This window comes from Paenibacillus sp. FSL K6-2393, from assembly GCF_038002545.1.
GTDB lineage: Bacteria > Bacillota > Bacilli > Paenibacillales > Paenibacillaceae > Paenibacillus.
In genome coordinates, this window is sequence record NZ_JBBOCU010000001.1 from 6,033,351 (window position 1) to 6,051,430 (window position 18,080).

The 18,080-nt window shown below is 43.1% G+C and carries 16 protein-coding genes; 6 read left to right on the plus strand and 10 right to left on the minus strand.

The window, feature by feature from the left end; genetic code table 11:
• Positions 1 to 66: 66 nt before the first annotated feature.
• From MHI14_RS26760 to MHI14_RS26775, 4 genes are read right to left on the minus strand one after another with little or no spacing between them, the layout of a single operon-like run.
• On the minus strand, positions 67 to 1,134 hold the full coding sequence (locus MHI14_RS26760) for a hypothetical protein (protein WP_133387318.1): 1,068 nt from the start codon (positions 1,132 to 1,134) through the stop codon (positions 67 to 69).
• Positions 1,131 to 1,994, minus strand: a complete 864-nt coding sequence (locus MHI14_RS26765) for an ABC transporter ATP-binding protein (RefSeq protein ID WP_341131639.1) — start codon at positions 1,992 to 1,994, stop codon at positions 1,131 to 1,133. Before MHI14_RS26765 ends, MHI14_RS26760 begins: the two co-directional genes overlap by 4 nt.
• A complete protein-coding gene (locus MHI14_RS26770) occupies positions 1,987 to 2,835 on the minus strand; it encodes a hypothetical protein (protein ID WP_133387320.1) in 849 nt (282 codons plus the stop codon). Before MHI14_RS26770 ends, MHI14_RS26765 begins: the two co-directional genes overlap by 8 nt.
• Positions 2,810 to 3,382 (minus strand): RNA polymerase sigma factor, encoded by a 573-nt coding sequence (locus MHI14_RS26775; RefSeq protein ID WP_240768323.1) that lies wholly within the window; start codon positions 3,380 to 3,382, stop codon positions 2,810 to 2,812. The genes MHI14_RS26770 and MHI14_RS26775 overlap by 26 nt, the downstream gene beginning before the upstream one ends.
• Before the next feature lie 274 nt (positions 3,383 to 3,656).
• Here MHI14_RS26775 and MHI14_RS26780 point away from each other — a divergent pair, with 274 nt between their 5' ends.
• On the plus strand, positions 3,657 to 4,223 hold the full coding sequence (locus MHI14_RS26780) for a hypothetical protein (RefSeq protein ID WP_133387321.1): 567 nt from the start codon (positions 3,657 to 3,659) through the stop codon (positions 4,221 to 4,223).
• A gap of 240 nt (positions 4,224 to 4,463) precedes the next feature.
• Positions 4,464 to 6,704, plus strand: a complete 2,241-nt coding sequence (locus MHI14_RS26785) for an S-layer homology domain-containing protein (protein ID WP_165980440.1) — start codon at positions 4,464 to 4,466, stop codon at positions 6,702 to 6,704.
• 143 nt (positions 6,705 to 6,847) lie between these two features.
• Here the strand turns inward: MHI14_RS26785 and MHI14_RS26790 are convergent, their stop codons facing one another.
• The 3 genes from MHI14_RS26790 to MHI14_RS26800 all read right to left on the minus strand — a co-directional run bounded on the left by MHI14_RS26790 (position 6,848) and on the right by MHI14_RS26800 (position 10,376).
• A complete protein-coding gene (locus MHI14_RS26790; RefSeq protein ID WP_133387323.1) occupies positions 6,848 to 7,834 on the minus strand; it encodes a phosphotransferase enzyme family protein in 987 nt (328 codons plus the stop codon).
• Between the two features lie 405 nt (positions 7,835 to 8,239).
• Positions 8,240 to 8,788 carry a hypothetical protein gene (locus tag MHI14_RS26795; protein WP_133387324.1) on the minus strand — a complete coding sequence of 183 codons (549 nt, stop codon included), beginning with the start codon at positions 8,786 to 8,788 and terminating at the stop codon, positions 8,240 to 8,242.
• A gap of 4 nt (positions 8,789 to 8,792) precedes the next feature.
• Positions 8,793 to 10,376 carry an ArnT family glycosyltransferase gene (locus MHI14_RS26800; RefSeq protein WP_133387325.1) on the minus strand — a complete coding sequence of 528 codons (1,584 nt, stop codon included), beginning with the start codon at positions 10,374 to 10,376 and terminating at the stop codon, positions 8,793 to 8,795.
• Between the two features lie 173 nt (positions 10,377 to 10,549).
• Here MHI14_RS26800 and MHI14_RS26805 point away from each other — a divergent pair, with 173 nt between their 5' ends.
• Positions 10,550 to 12,001, plus strand: a complete 1,452-nt coding sequence (locus MHI14_RS26805; protein ID WP_133387326.1) for a CAP domain-containing protein — start codon at positions 10,550 to 10,552, stop codon at positions 11,999 to 12,001.
• A gap of 150 nt (positions 12,002 to 12,151) precedes the next feature.
• Here MHI14_RS26805 and MHI14_RS26810 read toward each other — a convergent pair whose 3' ends face one another.
• A complete protein-coding gene (locus MHI14_RS26810; protein ID WP_133387402.1) occupies positions 12,152 to 12,550 on the minus strand; it encodes an iron chaperone in 399 nt (132 codons plus the stop codon).
• A 184-nt stretch (positions 12,551 to 12,734) separates the two neighbouring features.
• Here MHI14_RS26810 and MHI14_RS26815 point away from each other — a divergent pair, with 184 nt between their 5' ends.
• Positions 12,735 to 13,055, plus strand: coding sequence for an ArsR/SmtB family transcription factor (locus tag MHI14_RS26815; protein ID WP_430982072.1), 321 nt, complete (start codon positions 12,735 to 12,737; stop codon positions 13,053 to 13,055).
• Between the two features lie 99 nt (positions 13,056 to 13,154).
• Positions 13,155 to 14,237 carry a saccharopine dehydrogenase gene (locus tag MHI14_RS26820; protein ID WP_341131640.1) on the plus strand — a complete coding sequence of 361 codons (1,083 nt, stop codon included), beginning with the start codon at positions 13,155 to 13,157 and terminating at the stop codon, positions 14,235 to 14,237.
• Between the two features lie 146 nt (positions 14,238 to 14,383).
• On the opposite strand, the gene MHI14_RS26825 is transcribed toward MHI14_RS26820, so the two are convergent.
• Positions 14,384 to 16,312 (minus strand): flagellin, encoded by a 1,929-nt coding sequence (locus tag MHI14_RS26825; RefSeq protein ID WP_341131641.1) that lies wholly within the window; start codon positions 16,310 to 16,312, stop codon positions 14,384 to 14,386.
• Positions 16,313 to 16,423: 111 nt separating this feature from the next.
• Positions 16,424 to 17,086, minus strand: a complete 663-nt coding sequence (locus MHI14_RS26830; protein WP_105602145.1) for a M48 family metallopeptidase — start codon at positions 17,084 to 17,086, stop codon at positions 16,424 to 16,426.
• 149 nt (positions 17,087 to 17,235) lie between these two features.
• Between MHI14_RS26830 and MHI14_RS26835 the strand changes: the two genes are divergently transcribed.
• A complete protein-coding gene (locus tag MHI14_RS26835) occupies positions 17,236 to 18,003 on the plus strand; it encodes a GNAT family N-acetyltransferase (protein ID WP_341131642.1) in 768 nt (255 codons plus the stop codon).
• Positions 18,004 to 18,080 lie beyond the last annotated feature (77 nt).

An 18,080-nucleotide genomic window follows, 5' to 3' on the forward strand; every position in this document is an offset into this window, starting at 1 on the left:
GCAAATAAAAAAAGTCCGCAGTGACTGCGAACCTTATTTCTAAAAAGGAATTACTCATAGCTTCACTCAAGAAAACACTTCCCGGCCGTGGAATATACGATATGTGGCAAGTATAGTCGAAACAGTCATGAAAGCCATCACAACTATATATAACGTTAAATAAGACATATTCAGTCCGAATAAGGAATAGTTTATTGGTGTTTGATAAAGCCCTGTTACCCGTATCATTGTACTTATCGAAAATTTCTCGACCCAATTTAATGACCCGGAATTCAAATTTAATACGTCAAAGGCCAAGTATGGCAGACCTACTATCACGGTATTCACAATTATAGCTATAAAGGATGTAGAACTGAGGACGGATACCAGTAAAACAACAGATGCAAAGACCAAGCTACCTGCTATATGAGTAAACAATTGAACTAAATAATATTGAAAAGCAGTAAACGTATATGGTGAGAACTCATAATCAAAGCTGTAAACATACATGCCCACGCTCTGTATGGAAGTATCCGCCCCAGCTAGATTACCAAACCTTAACCAATATAAAACCAAGTTTACCCCAGTAAATAAAACGACACACATCACAACGTACAATATGGAAGCAATGCATTTTGCTGATACGAGCTTGCTTTTGCCTCTTTTGCTGCTACGCAGTAGTGATGCTGTACCTAGTACATATTCTTCGGTAAATACTGGAGCCAACCCTAGCAGAATCATAATCATCATAAAAACTACACCGAATTGATCAATGTATTCCAGAAGGTAGCCCCAAGGTTTATTATAATAAATCTCGGATACATTCACTGTTCGCTCCAAAATGTTGCCACGATCATCATATCGTGTGCTGTTCTTCATCGTTTCTGGAGAAAAAAACACAATATCGTAAAATGCACCATACTGGTATCTACCTTTGGTACTATCCCAAATGGAATCATATTGATTATGTGCGATTTTTACCTTCTCTGTTGTAATAGGACCTTCATAAGGTTTGTAAAAAGCGGAACCATCCATTATCCCAGGATGCCTCCAAAAAGAGTATACGACTAGAAAAACAATTAACATAGACATTGCTATACCAATACTTTTACGCGTTATAATTTTATAAAACTCGAATTGAGTTAAACGAATCAAGACTTCGTCTCCTCTCCAAAATAGTGCATATACACATCTTCAAGCCGAGGTGATTCTGGTACGGCTTGCGGAACAGGCTGTTCTTTGGCCAGAATTCGGGCTACGATTCCATCTGACTCATAAGATAAACCACTTACTTTGAAATGAGAGGTAAGATCAGCAAGTTGCTGCGAATTCAATTTCGCTTTCCATACGGTATTTTTCATCCGGTTTATAATCTCTTGCGGAGTATTATGGGCGATTAGCTGCCCTTCATTCATCAGAATCATCTCCTTACATGAAAACTCCAAATCAGAAATGATATGCGTAGATAACATTACAATACGATCTCTTCCCAGCTCGCCGATAATGTTACGAAATCGAATTCGCTCTTTGGGATCCAATCCAGCTGTAGGTTCGTCAAGAATCAAAATTTGTGGATCATTCAGCAAAGCTTGGGCAATTCCCAATCGCTGCTTCATTCCTTCGGAGAATGTGCGGATTTTATGTTGTGCTTGATTTTCAAGGCCCACCATCACTAACGTTCCCTGCACACGTGCTGAAGCTTGATTAATACCGATCCCTTTCAAAGAGCACATATACATGAGAAACTTATAAGCACTGAATCGGTTATAAAATCCAAATCGTTGCGGCATGTAGCCTAACAAACTTCGATAACTGTCTCCCATGTTTTGGATAGACCGCCCGTTCAACAAAATTTGTCCAGACGTGGGCTTGGAAATGTCTACAATCATGCGAAGCAATGTTGTCTTCCCTGCTCCATTCGGCCCAAGGAGACCGTAAACACCACCACTGGATAGTTCCAGTGAGACTTCTTTTACCGCCAACTTGTTCCTGTATTTCTTAGATACGTTATCCATGGTCAGTATCAAAGGAGTAACCTCTTTCTGTCTGTAATGTATATTTTCTTGCCATCTCATAGATCTGACTGATTAATAGTAGGACTCCGCATAGAGCCATCGCTATAAGTACTGTGGGCTGGATCGTTTGAAGTAGAGTCTTCAATTCGGGATTACTTAGTACAAGCCAAACCAGTGCGAACCACACAATTAAAAAGATACTGACGGCTGTCCCACCTCTGATACGCATCGCGAGCCATAGACTTGTACCTGCTGCGATCATAAGCTGTGTATACGAAAGGCTGATAGCACTCCATGATATGGAAACACCTGTTTCGTTTGATATAAGTAAATTAAGCAAAAAAACAAACGCCATGTTCCCAATGAGCACTACGATTAGACGGGTAAGCATCAGTTGCTGTGCTGTAATTTTGCAGGTCAGCTCGATTTCCATTAATCCTTGATCTCGACCTTTGAAAACTTCTAGCAAACCAAGTACAAATGGGACAGGAACTATAAAGAACACACTCATGTACGGGTCTGTCGTACTGTGGGTACCTAGCCAATAGCCGAACAACAAGAGCATTGAACAGACTAACCAGTAAGATTTGTGGAAGACAGCGACCTCACCATAAACTAACTGAAACAATTCCTTAACTGAATTCCCAGATGATTTTTGTTTCAGGTGAGCATTCATGTGATCTGGCATATATGTATCCAGTATTCTAATTGTCTTGTCAATCTCCATCTCGGATGGAAACTCAACCGGATACTCATCCAGGTATGAGGCAATTTCGTTGTACTCTTCTATTTCCAACTCTGCTACAGGATTCGATTCATCTCCGTTTCCTCTGCTTTTCATCACGTTCACCTCCCACAATAATCTCCTTTAATTTCGTTATCCCCAATCGAATGCGTGACTTCACGGTCGATTCGTTGGTTCCCGTAAGTTCAGCAACTTCCCTGATCTTCAATCCATTGTAATAGTTTAGAATGACTGCATCTCGCTGGTGATCAGGCAAACTTAATACTGCCCGCCTGACTTGCTCGTTCTGAAATTGCTTATGAAAAATATTCCAAACATTCTGTTTTTCACTGGCAGGGAACGCATCCTCAGTTAATTCACTCTCTCTTTGTTGCTGCTTGAACTCCCGGCCACGATAATAATCTCTACAATGGTTCACTGCAATCTTCAGTAGCCAGTGACTGAATTGTCCTGTGTTCTGATACTTGTTCAGGGAATTCATCATTTTTACAAATACCTCTTGAGTGAGATCATAAGCAGTATGGTACTCTCCAGTTTTTCGGTAAACATAAGCAAATATCGACTTATAATGCCGTTTCACCAGTACTTCCATGGCAGCTCGGCTACCTTCACGAATTTCTTGAATAAGCTCTTCATCATTCAACGCTCCCTCACCCCCTCTACAAACAATTAACGAAATTTGGATTGTAAAAGATCAAAAATATAGAGTATATTTTTCTGAATATAACAAAATCTCAAATAAAGAAGTATTAATATACTGACTCTGATCTAAATTTTCTCAGGAGTGTGAACTACTGGCTCGATCTTTCATTTCCTTATTCTGTTGCAACTTTATTCTTACTCGTTCGTCTAACTACTGATCAACAACTAAGGAGATGACTATGCGAATAACTTGCAGCCCCGGTTTCCCATGAAGCATGATTGGATCAATTGATCTTCAGCCATCGAAGTATTACACCCCACCTTCCAGTAACAGCCAAATTACAGATCATGTTGATCCTGAACTCGTTACCATTCCCTATGTGGAAGATCCGGAATTCGGATCACACTTTGACAACATGAAGGTCATGAACGGATCTTATAAAGATGAAATGCATGTGAGCTATGATGTGGAGTTTACGATTGATGTGGACAAAAAAGGTTACATTACGCAATTTGAGCATACGTTCCAGTTGGAACGTTATCTGGATCTGGTTCGCACACAGTCCTATAAAGTGATCAAGACAAACTGGCGCGGACAAACATTTCACGTGATGACATACAGTTACCTGGAGGAAGTCATTCATCCGAAAAATGTTCTTTTTAAATGTAACAATGCCGAGGATGTCTTCGTCGTGGCTGAACTTATGCCCCATCGTGTTGGTAGCATTGTGGTACAGCACAATAATCTTTATCTACATTTCCGTGCATTAATCTCGGCCCGAGATGATCTGTACCCATTAGATTATATGTGTGAGCCTGATTTCGACCTGAGTCTTGACTGAAAAAGTAGATACATATGTAGAAAGAGCATAAGCTGTCCCGAATCAGCGGGGTAGCCTGTGCTCTTTTTTTTCACAAATGAATCACCAATTTCACTTATTTAAACGCCCTCCTTCACACGCTCGGCCTTATGCTCCCCATGCCTGGCTCTAAGCAAAACAAGCTGTAATGTCGATGAATATACCATAATGCTGTACATGCATATGTTCTTTGTACGTTCAGATATGAGAGGGGTTGGAAACATGATTTGTCGGAAAAATAAAATGCATTCGCTGTTCGCTCTGCCCTTGGCAGGCCTGCTGTTTCTGTTATGGGGTGCTCAAGATGCACATGCGGAACAGGTCGACAGTTTGTTGCCTGAGCGAAGTCAGCAGGAGATCGTTCAAAAGTGGAATCAGTGGATGAATGGCAATGATACATCTCCCCTGTATATAGAGACACCTTCGACAAGTGCTCCCTACTCTGCTGGTGTGGTAAGTGATGCCTATCTGGAACAAGGGCTGAACGCAGCCAACTTTTATCGTTTTATCACAGGGCTACAAGGCGATCTTGTCCTTGATCCGGCATTAAATCGTCAAGCCCAGCATGGGGCTGTTGTGGTCTCCACGGGTGGATACCTGTCCCATTATCCAGAGCAGCCAGGAGATATGCCAAAGGATTTCTTTGACACCGGTTCAAAGTCTGCCAGCAGCTCCAATCTGTACCTTACCAGTAGTGCCAAGGATAACGTCCTGACAAAAAGCATTCAGGCCTACATGAATGATTCAGACGCCTCCAATATTGATCGACTCGGTCATCGGCGCTGGATTTTGAGTCCACAACTGCAACGAATCGGATTTGGACTCGCCACTCGTAGTGGAGCAGGCAAGACATATGATCAGTACTATAGTGCCATGCAGGTATTTGATAAAAGCAGAACTGGGGGAACTTCGTTCAACTACAGCCTGTTCCCGAATCAGGGAGCTTTTCCAATCGAAGCCTTTGGCAGTACACAGGCCTGGTCTGTTCAACTGAATACAAATGTATTCGCGAAACCATCACTATCTGAGGTACAGGTCGAGATGACTCGGACTTCCGATCAACGTACGTGGACCTTTAATGCCAAGAATCAGAACAGTGGCTTTCCAACCGGTTATTACAACGTGGACCCTGCGGATAAACAATGGTTTAATCAAGCCTATTTCAATGTAGAGACAGGTGGATATGGATATGGCTACGCCATCATCTTCCGTCCCGACGATGTGCAATTGTTAAAGAACGGCGATACGTTCAACATTCGAATTACAGGTCTGCAAAAGAAAAACGGTACAGCAGCGGAAATCTCATACTCCACACGTTTCTTCCATGTTGACGGTGTTCAAGATACAACACTTACCCGTATAACGCCAGGACAACGGGACCTCAACGTTCGAGCAGGAGAACAGATTGATCTGCCCTCGATCACTGCCGTGAATGATAACGGAACATCCTATGTTCCACAGTCTAACGTTTCCTTCACCACAACGTCAGATCGCATTGCCATCAAGGATGGGAAAATCATTGGACTTCAGGCTGGTAAAGCCGAAATTCGGATTCGTTTTGAAGGGAAAGAAGCGGTTGTCTCAGTTACGGTAACGGGAATTCCCCAATTAACTGATGTCCGTACACATTGGGCGAAAGATGCCATTCAATGGGCCGTTCAACAGGAGATGGTCAGTGGATACGAGGATGGAACGTTCAAACCCAACAATCAGGTGAGTGAAGCCGAATTCCTCTCCATGTTGTTTAAGCTGTATGCGAATTCCCATGTCATTCAGAGCATCGATGCTGCACAGGGACAAGCTATCAAAGGAAACATCTGGAGTGATCGTTATTATACCTATGCTTCCGCGTTGAATCTAAATCTGGATGCCAGCAAACAGAATCCGAAGCTGCGCAATCATGCCTTGAACCGAACAGAAGTAGCCGTAATCGTGGCGGGGCTTGGCGGTAAAAATTATACCCAGGATGACGATGCCATCCGGTATCTGCTGAACATGGGATACTCTTCAGGAAAAACAGCAGCTACGGTGCAAGGTTATGCGGGACAAGAATCCTTGACCCGGGCAGAGGCCGTTGTATTTCTCCAGAACCTGAAGGAAAAAGGCTTCGAACTATGGAGCAGACCTAAGAATGCCACTGAAGCTACCGAGAATGAAAAGAACGGCGGATTACCGGATCAGACCATGAAAGCTGTATATTCTGCCGATCACACGCTGGTCCTTCAAGGTACGTTCCCGGCGTATGCCAACCAGACGATGCCGATCAAAATCCATGGTCCTTCGCCTGCTGTAGAGTATATCCAAACGCAGCAGGTTACAACAGATGCCTATGGCAATTTCAAATTAACGGTAAGTAACCTTGATGCAAAGGAACTTAACCTCTATGTGGACGTGCGCGAAGATTATGCCTACTGGATCAGTGTAGAGGCGGGGCGAACTGCGATAAGTGATTATACCGAGTAACATGTAAAAACCAGCTTAGGAATTCTACATTGAATTCCCAGCTGGTTTGTTTGTTATGAGGACTGATTTTGATATGAGACATGACATACGTTCAATGTTCAGTGTTCAATGTGTTGGTGGATATAACTTTTTACGTGTAGACTTTATATCGGATGACCAAATTGCCCTGCTTGTTCTGTCATCTTCCGACTCAATCTTGCTCTTAATCCATTCATCCAGTCCGGCTCATGCGAAAACTGCTCTGCAGCAGACCGAAGCACACGCACATATCCATATAGATTGGCAAAACGGCGACAAGCGGGGAACATACTCTCCAGATCATAACATTCTCCCGCCTTGGACCAATACCCGTTCAGGAACAATTGCTTCTTCTGCTCCCATTGTTCAGGCTCGATCTCCTCACGTAAACTATCCAGACTCTGTTCCACGTCCATCGCGTACCAGTGATACATCGAGTCATCAAAATCAATGGCATAACAAGACTGGCTACCTTCATCATAGAAGACATTATCCAGTTCAAAATCGTAGTGGATGAGTCCGAAATTTTGCTTGTTCACAGACCAGGCTGCAAAATATGTTCGGAGAAACTCCACCTCATTCAGAGCAGACGTCTCACCAGGAAAACCCTTCAGGATCTCCTGCATCCAATTCAAAACGTCTGTATAGGTCCAACGTTTCTCCTTCTGCTCAGGCATGAATGTGCGCGATAGATGATGCAGCTCACCCAATGCCTGACCATAGCTGTACAGGATGGAGTCATTCAAATCAATACTTCCTAACTGCGATCCGGGTACTCGCTTGAATACGGAAGCAAAGTACGTTCCCCATGGCGTGTGAGCCTCTACGAGTTCTGCCCCTGAATGGGCAGGTACAGGCTCCATGGCTCCATACTGATTCGTTCGAAGATAACGGAGGAACTCCAGTTCAGCGCTGAGGTTGCTTCGATTTTTTTCCTCTACCGGGGCAAATCGAAGCAATCGCACTTCCCCCTGATCTCTGAACGGATACACGGCATTGGAGGATATACGATAATACTGAAACATGTCCAGCGATTCAGGATCATAACTCCAATTCTTTAAAATCATCTCGGCAAGATCATTATGTTGAAATAAATATTTTAATGTTAACATGGGCATTTCTCCTTTTTGATCATTTCATGTGGATTGCTCGTAGCCATCGAGTGCCTATTTTGGCGCGCAAAAAGCCGCAGGCTATGCCTGCGGCTTTTAAAAATTCTGAGTGTATGAGAAATTTGCACAAGCAAATAAACCTCGCATACGCCAGAAAAAATGAGCAGTTATATCCCTATATATCAGCAGATCTCAGATCGACTGGGAAACCGGATGTGTCCCACACTGCATCTGAATTATCTGCCGGAATTATTCAGTTTATGCTTACCTTCATTGTAGTGATAGAACATACCATCTTAGACCGTCGTTTCATGACGCTCACTCCCTTCAAAAAACCAGTTGTTACCATAATAGCCGATAAGCCAAATGTAAGCAATTACAAAATGACGATAATTCCATCATTTTTTACTGGACAACCATCACCCGTTCCACCGTCTCGGTGTTGTCCTTATACCACACCATCACGATGTTTTCTTTTTGAAGATCAGACACTTGAATGGACGAATTCGCACGTGGGCTGGAATTGCCCGAGCGCGGCGTCCCCATGCCTTCCGTGATAGCAACATCATCACTTATATTTAATTTCATCTCCATTCCGGTATCCTTCCATTCCATGCTTGGGGATGAGGTGTCCTGCACCTCAAGTAACGCTAACGTGACTGTGTTTCCATTCACAGAAATGACTCTACCTATCATGTCGGCATTCATCATCCCCTGCGTCATGTCTGGACTGCCTGTACGGTCATTCATACCCGTGCCACCCCTTCCACCTCTAGGCGTTCCTCCATTCATGCCCAGGCCACCGCCATTCGGCATGCCGAATCCATTCATGCCTTGCACAGAACCGGTGTTGGTAATATTCTGGGCGGTTATAACATCGCAGGCCGTCAGCATAACCAAACATCCCATCAGCAGGAGTGACGTAACCGATGTGAAATATTTATTTTTTCGCATATGCTCACCTTTTTCTCAGGGAATATTGCTCCAAGGTACCTTTACGATGGAATATGAAGTCATACGTATCTTTGAACCCCATATAGGACAGAACAACCAACAGCGGATATACAGGATAGATGTATCTGGACTTAATCTCCCACAGAATATAAAACCCGATGAATCCGAGAATAACCAGGATCAATGAAACTTCGTCATACCGTTTACGACGAATACCACCGACCAACCGGATGAGAATAAAACAGTACATCAAGAAATTCATCACATATACGATCCAGAGTAACCCCGTCCGATAAGCCGAATCCCCTTGCAACAGTTCTGTTATCACATTCGTGTAACTATAGGAGCCTGCGATTCCACCTCCCCTTCCTCTTCCGGCACCGATGGAACTTTCATTGCCGATTCCGTAGCGGTCCATCTGGTATGTCCCTTCGGTCCAGGTCCATATGATCTTTTTGTAATACATCTGCACCAAGTCACTCGCACTTGCTTCAGACAGCTTGTTGCCAATCTCTTGTTTGAATAAATCTGCGCTCTCAGCCTTATTGTAGTCGGCCTGCCTCTGATAGATCTGATAACTCTCCATATTGTCCCAGAAGCCAAAACGCTCCAGATTAATCCCCATGTTCAGCCACATATAGACCGGTGCAGAATTCTCTCCAACAGGTTCGCTCACTACCCCAGAGGATTGAAGAACCGCATTCTGAGTCCAGGTTGGTACATTAAACAACATAGCCAGCACACCGATGGAAATGACAACTTTCTTCGCTCCGATGCTCCGCATATTCAGCAGGATAGTTATGATGGCAGCTATTAGCACGATCACGCCAATGCTTCGGAAGTAATTACCCATCGCGAGAAAAACGGCGGCAATGACGATTGTTTTCCAAGACTTTTCACGTACAAAACGAATAACAAAGTATAAACAAGATGTCAGAAATGCTGTAGCAATCACATCGTTATAGATCAGGTTGTTAAGGAATAAGGAAGGCAGGTACGTTGCTGCAAAGATCAACACACCGTAATCACGTTCCGTGGATCTGTCATTCACTTGTTTATAGATAAGATAAATCATGAACGTTGTTAACGTTGAAAACAAAATATTAAATAGTTTGATGACCAGATAGTTATCCGGGAACAGGTACAGCAACGTCTTCAAGTACAACACGATCGAGTAGTTAAACGGGAACATGTGCAGATAACCACCCGTTTCAAACGAGGAGTAGTCTTGGTCATACAGCATGTTCATGGCCAGTGAAAGAACGGTCTGCGAATCATCGGTAGGCACTCTCGGAAATACGAAAATGATGATGATCTGAATGACCAGAGAACATAACAGCACAATCGGAATAACAACCTTCGGGCTGTATTTGTTCAGTTTCAGACACAGAGCATATAACCCGACACCTGAACCAAGAAGCAAAAGAATGACCGGAAGAAAAACACTCCACTGCTGCATGCCCAAAATGGGATTGTCCCCATACAAGGCGTAGTTGTACTGTGCCCGAACCAACAAGGACGAAGCAATAAATACCGCCACAAACACGAGCAAAATGGGATAAAACGACTTATGCAGCATCTTAGACATGCGAAAACTCCTTTTCGATTACAGGATTCCGTGAGTATTATAATGGCTCTGGCTGAAAAAACGCTGAATTCGAACAAACAATGGCATTCATAAAACTAACGAATTATACCTTTAATGTCGATAATATACATCGAATACATAATATTATTTTTTTACTAGAAGGAGATTAGAACATGTTTATTCAAAAAAGGGACATCCGCTCGTTACTCTCTCTTCCTCTGGCAGGTCTGTTATTCATGCTGCTGGGGACCCAGCAGATCGCTGCTGCCCCTGTCGACAGTCTGCTGCCTGAGCGAAGTGAGCAAGAAATCAGTCAGAAATGGACGCAATGGATGAGTGGTAAGAACCAAACTGCCACATTCACAGAGAATCCCTCGACCAAGGCACCTTACGTCGCTGGTGTAGTAAGTGATTCCACATTAGAGCAGGCTCTAGGTGCAGCCAACTTCTATCGTTATCTTTCCGGTTTGGAGGGAGATCTCGTTCTGGACTCTGCGCTTAATCGTCAAGCCCAACATGGAGCAGTTGTTGTCTCTACCGGAGAATTGACTCACTTCCCGGCTCGTCCGGCAGATATGCCGAAAGACTTTTTTGATCTGGGAGCCAAGTCGACTTCTAGCTCCAACCTGTACGCTTCCTATGGTGCTCAAGGAAACCTTGCAGTCAAAAGCGTAGAAGCTTATATGGATGATTCGGATGCCAGTAACATTGCTGCACTCGGCCATCGTCGCTGGATTTTGAGTCCGCAACTGAAGAAAGTCGGTTTCGGGATTGCATCCCGGGACAACAAAAACTATGCGAGCCACTTCAGCACCATGCAAGTGATGGATACGAGCCGGTCTGGAAAACTCAATTACAATTACAACTTGTATCCGAATAAAGGGGCATTCCCGATTGAAGCATTCAATGTGTCACAAGCCTGGTCTGCACAGTTGAATCCGGACATCTTTGCGAAGCCTTCCAACTCCGAAGTACAGGTGGAGATCGTCCGTTCATCCGATCAGAAAACTTGGGTACTGGGAGCAAAAACACCGGTTAGCAGTGATCCTGCAAAAGCCTTTTTCAATGTAAATACCGATGGTTATGGATATAACTACGCTGTCATTTTCCGCCCGGATAACTTAAAATCCCTGAAGGCAGGTGACACGTTCAACGTTCGCATTACCGGTTTGAAAAAGAAAGACGGGTCCAAAGCAGAAATTTCATATCAGACACGTTTCTTCTCGGTTAGCAATCCTTCACAAGAACCTGTAACCGATCCACAGAATCCTGGGACAGAACCACAAGACCCTGGAACAGAGCCGCAAGAACCGGATACCGGGAACGAGGATTACCTGGATAATCATCTGATGCAGTTCGAATATACAGCGGATCGTACGCTGAAAGTACGGGGAACACTCACGGCTTATGCAGGCAAAACATTCTCATTCCAGATCCACGGTCCTTCACCTGACGAAAAACATATTCGCACTGAAACGGTGAAGCTGGATGCTAATGGTCGGTTCAGTCTGACTGTCCCTAATCTGGGTGTTTCCGACCTGACCATATACTTGCAAGTGGACCCAAGCTTTATGTATCTGATTCCTACAGCAAGTAATTCAGACGTTACGTATTCCTTTGAATAGAAGCGAAGCAAGAGCATAGGAATAAACTAAAGTAAAATGAAGTACGACCAGAGTAAAACCTAGAATCTAAAAACAAAAACAGTCGGAATGCATAGGCATCCGACTGTTTTTTATAGTTTATGATACGAGCTTTTGTGATAGGAGCTTTAATTACTTCGGTGCTCCTTTTTTGCGTTTCTTTTCCAACGCGATCTCCACATTTTCTTTCACACGATACTCCACAATCCGGCGGATCAGATCCACGGGCAATGGCTGATCCAGCGGAAACTGGACAGACCCCTTTCCCCCTTTATACTTGGAGAGTTCCTCCTGGAAAGCTTGAATTCCCCTGGGAGCAGGGTAAAACCCAATATGATGCTGGTATGCGGCAAAATGAACCAAATTCCCATGCTGTGCATACGTAGGCATCTTGTAACTGATCTTCTCTTCGGCGTTCGGAGCCGCTTCACGAATAATCTGTCTTATTGCCTGTAATCTCACCTGTACATCAGGTGCAAATTCCGAGATATATTCATCTACCAGCACCGAATAATGGTTACTCTCAGCCATCTTGGACTCCTTCCACCACGGATACATCAATGGATTCGTGGTACGGGCATATTTGCTTATATTGTACTTCAAATGGACAAGCGGAACAGCTATTTTCCTGCAACTTGGAATGTTAAATTTGATTTTTAAGTGAACTAAGCCTTATAATACGTTTAAACAATTAAACATTATAACGGAGTGAGCCATGAACGAGTCGATGGGTAACCAAAAAGTTACTGATATTTTCGAGAATCTAAGTCCTTATCTTCAAGGTTTGGGAGATCCCGTTCGCCAGCGAATCATATCGCTGCTCATTGATCAAGAGAGCATGAACGTATCACAGATTGCAGAGCATGTCCCCATGTCACGCCCTACGGTCTCTCATCACTTGAAAATATTGCGTCAATCCGGGCTGTTATCGGTTCAGAAAAAAGGTACGGAGATGTATTACAAGCTGGAGTTCAACGATGCGATCGAATTACTCAAACAGCTCGTTCATCTCGTGGAAGTGGAATGTCAGAGCTAGCGCATACCGCGCTGGTGTACTGCATTCCTTTTCTTCACTCTTATATGTTTAATAGTTTAAACATATAAGTACATAAACATATCAACGGAGGTTTATCGAATGAATAGAAAAAGAGTTCTTATCGCTGGAGGTTATGGTGCTGTAGGTGCACAGCTTGCCCGCATTTTGCATGACAGGCATCCTGATCTGGAATTGGTACTGGGAGGCCGTTCTGCGGGTAAAGCAGCACCTTTTCCATCCAATCGTGTCCAAACGGTTGTTGTTGATACCAATGCAGACGATCCACTGATTCACGCAGGAGAGAATATATCGTTAATCATTAATGCAGTGAACGATCTGGATGATCGGCTACTGGTATCGGCAGTGCGGAGAAAAATTCCACTTATCGATGTAACACGCTGGACTGAGGTGTTCAATCAAGCGATCCGTTCAGTAGCGCAGGAGGAACTTCATGCCCCTGTAGTGCTATCCTCTGGATGGATGGCAGGAACAGCTTCTTTATTTGCCATGATACTTTCTAAATCGCTGCAACATGTCGAAGTAAACATTCATGCCTTGTACTCGCTGCGAGATAAAGCCGGGCCTGACTCAGCTGCCTTTATGGATCGGATGAGTATTCCTTTTCAGGTAACCGAATCCAACACGAACCGGCTTGTCTATCCCATGACAGATCCGATTAAAGTACATTTCCCGAACGGGTATACGACCCCATGTTACAGACTGGACACACCCGATCACGTCACTTTGCCTCATACGAGTCATATTGATTCCGCCAGTTTCCGTATTTCATTCGATAGTAAAGTATCTACCTATGCACTCGCCGGATTGGTCAAAACCGGAGTATGGAGGATGATCAGTGGTGAACGTTTCCAGCCATTCCGGCGGAAATTGCTCTATAATCCGGGAACCGGGAGTGCACATCATCTCGTCATTCAATTGAAAGGGCTGGATGCCAAAGGGAACAAGGTTGAACGAACGATAACAGTCTCTGACCCACTCGGTCAAACTCATATGACTGCACTCGGCGCTGCGGTGCAAGCCGAGAAGATACTCTTGATGACAACGGACAAGCCTATGGCTCCAGGCATCTATTATCCTGAGCATCTGTTCGATGACCGAATGGACATGTATGCAGTTACTCATTTTTTCAAACAATACGGCGTTCAAGTAACCCACTCCTGATCCAGTCATAACAAAAAATCCGCGAAGCCGCTCACTGCAAACAGTGGGACCATCGCGGATTTTACGAATAATAATGGAGAAATGTATCTTTTTAAGTACAAGCTTGTGTCTGGCATTATAGCGTCACGGCTCGACCATTTGATTTTTCATCTCAACAGTTGCAATATATCTGATGATTTTTGATTGGCTTGAGCTAGCATAGCTTGTGTCGCTTGTAAAAGAACAGTTTCTTTCGTATTTTTCATCATTTCTTTCGCAATATCTGCGTCTCTTATCTTGGATTCTGCAGCGGACAAGTTAGAAGAAGCGTTCATAACATTGTTCAATACATGCCCAAGAGCATTTTGGTAAGCGCCAAATCTAGCTCTGTGTGAAGACACATGTTCAATGGCTTTATCAATCTGGACGAGTGATCTGTTGGCATCGTGCTGTAAAGAAAGGTTAATGTTCTCTACTCCAATTGATTTCGTTCTAACATCTGCAAGCTGAACTTTGTAAGTTGCTCCTTGATTAGCACCCACTTGCAAACCTAAATATGTTTGGTCAGAACTTGAACCATTTTCATTTCCACTGATATCAGTTATCTTAAAATCAGTTATCTGGTAACTACTACCGTTCATTTCTCTTTCAAATTTGAGCATACCATTATCATCAACAGCAATAATTCCCGCACTTTTTTTTTGAAATTCATTGTTCAGATAATCTATAAATTCTGATGAAGAGTAACTACCCTCATCTAAAATAAATGTTTTATTTATTGAATGTTCAAGACCAATTTCCCATCGGTTACTATCTCCATTAATAACAATACCATTAGTTAGATCAAGATTTGTCGTTAAAGAACTCTTCGTTTTGGGATTCCAAACATCACCTGGAATCACTGGACGCATAAAAAGGGGATTAAGTGCGTTACCTGAAACTAGTTGAATTGCGTTCGGAGAAACACTTGTTTTGTGTGTCAATATTAGCATGTAGTGTTTATTACCCGGTCCAGCACTCACATTCACACCAGTAGCAGATGAAAAACTAGCTGAGATATCGGCTCCGACACTATCGAACTGGTTATTTAACTGTTCAATAAGTTCATCTCTGCTATACGTTCCTTCTGCAAGAATTATGGTCTTGTCAACACCCGAATCCTTAATATGAAGAGTATCATTCACACCACTTTTAACCGTATAACCTATAGAAAAATCAGCTTCCCTGCCCCAAACCTCATATCTTGCTCTATATGTAAGCTCTTCGGTGAAAATTTCATTAAACGCTGTTCCTTCAACTTCTATCTTGTGATTCCCTGAAATTGTGCTGGTCAATAGCGTTCTCATATGTGTATCATCCCAATGACTGTAAGCATTGGAGAGTTCTACTGGAGCCCCTATAGCCCTTAGCTTTGAGTTAATATCATCATATAGTGCAGTAGAGGATCCACGATACACACCTGCACTGATATTAATGGTGTATGCCGTATCGTCAAATTTTATCGTTAACTGATCATTAATTCCGGATAAGATTTCAACTCCAATAGCATTCTGAATATTTCCACTATTACCAATCAAGGTGGATCGACCGAGAGTGGATATATTTTCTCCCACATACGTAATGAAACTTACTGAGCCTGGTTTAATTTCTCCATCCTGATTAACAACTTCATTTGATCCATTATTCAACAAATTAATCCCGTTAAAATATGTATTATTGGCAATATCATTAATGCCCTCTTTAATCTGTCGAACTTCTTCCTGTATAATCAAACGATCCGAATCTGTTAAGCTACCATTTGCTGCTTGCACAGCAAGCTCTCTTAATCTAATTAATAATGGATCCTGTATATTACCTAGTCCTGACTCAGCAGTTTGAATTAATGATATCCCATCTTGTATATTTCTTTCCGCCTGATTCATACCACGAATCTGAGCCCTCATCTTCTCAGAAATACTCAATCCTGCTGCGTCATCTGCCGCCTTGTTAATTCGTAAACCAGAAGATAATTTACTTGTTGATTCGGAGATTGATTTATTAGTATTTTTTAATCTATTGGTAATATTCAAGCCAAGTATATTATTCTTTACTATCAAATTCTCACCTCTTAATCTACTCTTTAACTAAAATGTATAGGACTTACTATCCATTATACTAGAGAAACATGAAATCTGATAACAAATACAATAAAGTGTTGAAAATTATATTTACAACGTCATGGCTCGACCATTGCGCATCAGGTAATCTTCTTTTGTTTTGTAATCCGGCATGATGCTGCCGATCCGCCGCCAGAAAGAGCGGTCATGATTCATGTGGTGAATATGGCAAAGTTCATGAATGATGACATAATCGATCACTTCCAGTGGCGCCATCGCCAGCCGATAATTGAACGTCAGCTTTTTGTCCCAGCTACAACTGCCCCACTTGGTGGGAGAATCTACGATCTCCACCGACTTCGGTTTCACCTTCAACTCCTGCTGATAACGTCCGATGCGCTCCCCAATCATGCGTTTACACTCCGCAAAATAAAACTTCTTCAGATTCGCTCGCAGCTCCTCTTCTGTAAGTCCCTCTACAGGGATTAATTCATGCAGTGCATGCTCCTTGCCAAAAAGCAAAAACTTCCCTTTGCCCTCATCTTCGTATTCCTTGGCTTGAGGACCGTCAAGCGCCCGCTGCATCAGAGCGGATTTCTTCAAAATCACATCCCCGTGCTGCTCTACAAGTTGCCGGATCATGTCTTCACTGGTACCATTCGGTGCTTTGATCGTTACCATATAAGGCAAGTCCATCGTGATGGACACTTTCTTGCGTTTGCCGTATTGGATATGACAGTTAATGCTGTGATTATTTAATTCTATAGTTAACATAATGCTCTCCGCTTCTGAAGTTATTCAACCAAATCAAATTGTATACCATCTCCGGCTATAATGCATACTGTTCGGCGATATATCTGTTTTTGTTGTATTTTTATACATTATTATGTATTATTATTTAATTACAAAATCGGAGGTTGGATATGACTTATACAATAGATACAGAACACAAAACCATTGAAGAACTATCGCTTAACCACTGGCAGCCCTTGTCCACCTTACTATATGACGGTTGGGTACTCCGTTTTGCCAAAGGATATACCAAACGTGCCAACTCCGTTCAACCGATCCACTACTCCACTCTGGATGTGCATGAAAAGATTGAGGAATGTGAGCGTATCTATGCTTCCAATCAATTAAGTACCATATTCAAAATCACGCCGTTTATTCAGCCGGATCATCTCGACCAGCTTTTGCAAGACAAAGGGTATGGCGTTGTTGATCTGACCCGTATCCAAACTCGGAGTCTGGAAGAGATCAAAGAGCCTGTGCACCAAGTTGTACAGATCGACGAACAGTTGACCACAGCTTGGCTGGATCACTTTTGCCGATTGAACAAGGTGAATGATCTGCAACGGGAAACGACGGAATTAATGTTACATAATATCCGCACACAGGTAGGTTTCATCTCGCTGTTAATTGATGGGCAAGTCGTCGCTTGTGGGTTTGGTGTCATCGAACGTGGCTACATTGGATTGTATGACATCATTACAGACGCTAACTTCCGGAATCAGGGACTTGCTGAACAGATGATCCTGCATCTATTGCATTGGGCAAAAAAACAAGGTGCTACTTCTAGTTATCTGCAAGTCGTTGCGAATAATGCGCCTGCCTTGAAGCTCTACGCCAAGCTGGGTTATTCAGAGATTTATAGCTATTGGTACAGAGTCAAAGAATGGAATGAGTCCTGACTATGCTGAAACCAAAAACTGCCCTCCTCTTATAAAGGAAAGGCAGTTTTTAATTCGGCTTCGTGATCGTCCAAAAC

What these genes read in the sequence shown, in the direction of transcription:
- MHI14_RS26765 (WP_341131639.1), bottom strand. Translation starts at nt 1,994, where the DNA reads ATGGATAACGTATCTAAGAAATACAGGAACAAGTTGGCGGTAAAAGAA.
- MHI14_RS26770 (WP_133387320.1), bottom strand. Translation starts at nt 2,835, where the DNA reads ATGAAAAGCAGAGGAAACGGAGATGAATCGAATCCTGTAGCAGAGTTG.
- MHI14_RS26780 (WP_133387321.1), top strand. Translation starts at nt 3,657, where the DNA reads ATGATTGGATCAATTGATCTTCAGCCATCGAAGTATTACACCCCACCT.
- MHI14_RS26785 (WP_165980440.1), top strand. Translation starts at nt 4,464, where the DNA reads ATGATTTGTCGGAAAAATAAAATGCATTCGCTGTTCGCTCTGCCCTTG.
- MHI14_RS26790 (WP_133387323.1), bottom strand. Translation starts at nt 7,834, where the DNA reads ATGTTAACATTAAAATATTTATTTCAACATAATGATCTTGCCGAGATG.
- MHI14_RS26795 (WP_133387324.1), bottom strand. Translation starts at nt 8,788, where the DNA reads ATGCGAAAAAATAAATATTTCACATCGGTTACGTCACTCCTGCTGATG.
- MHI14_RS26800 (WP_133387325.1), bottom strand. Translation starts at nt 10,376, where the DNA reads ATGTCTAAGATGCTGCATAAGTCGTTTTATCCCATTTTGCTCGTGTTT.
- MHI14_RS26805 (WP_133387326.1), top strand. Translation starts at nt 10,550, where the DNA reads ATGTTTATTCAAAAAAGGGACATCCGCTCGTTACTCTCTCTTCCTCTG.
- MHI14_RS26810 (WP_133387402.1), bottom strand. Translation starts at nt 12,550, where the DNA reads ATGGCTGAGAGTAACCATTATTCGGTGCTGGTAGATGAATATATCTCG.
- MHI14_RS26815 (WP_430982072.1), top strand. Translation starts at nt 12,735, where the DNA reads ATGAACGAGTCGATGGGTAACCAAAAAGTTACTGATATTTTCGAGAAT.
- MHI14_RS26820 (WP_341131640.1), top strand. Translation starts at nt 13,155, where the DNA reads ATGAATAGAAAAAGAGTTCTTATCGCTGGAGGTTATGGTGCTGTAGGT.
- MHI14_RS26830 (WP_105602145.1), bottom strand. Translation starts at nt 17,086, where the DNA reads ATGTTAACTATAGAATTAAATAATCACAGCATTAACTGTCATATCCAA.
- MHI14_RS26835 (WP_341131642.1), top strand. Translation starts at nt 17,236, where the DNA reads ATGACTTATACAATAGATACAGAACACAAAACCATTGAAGAACTATCG.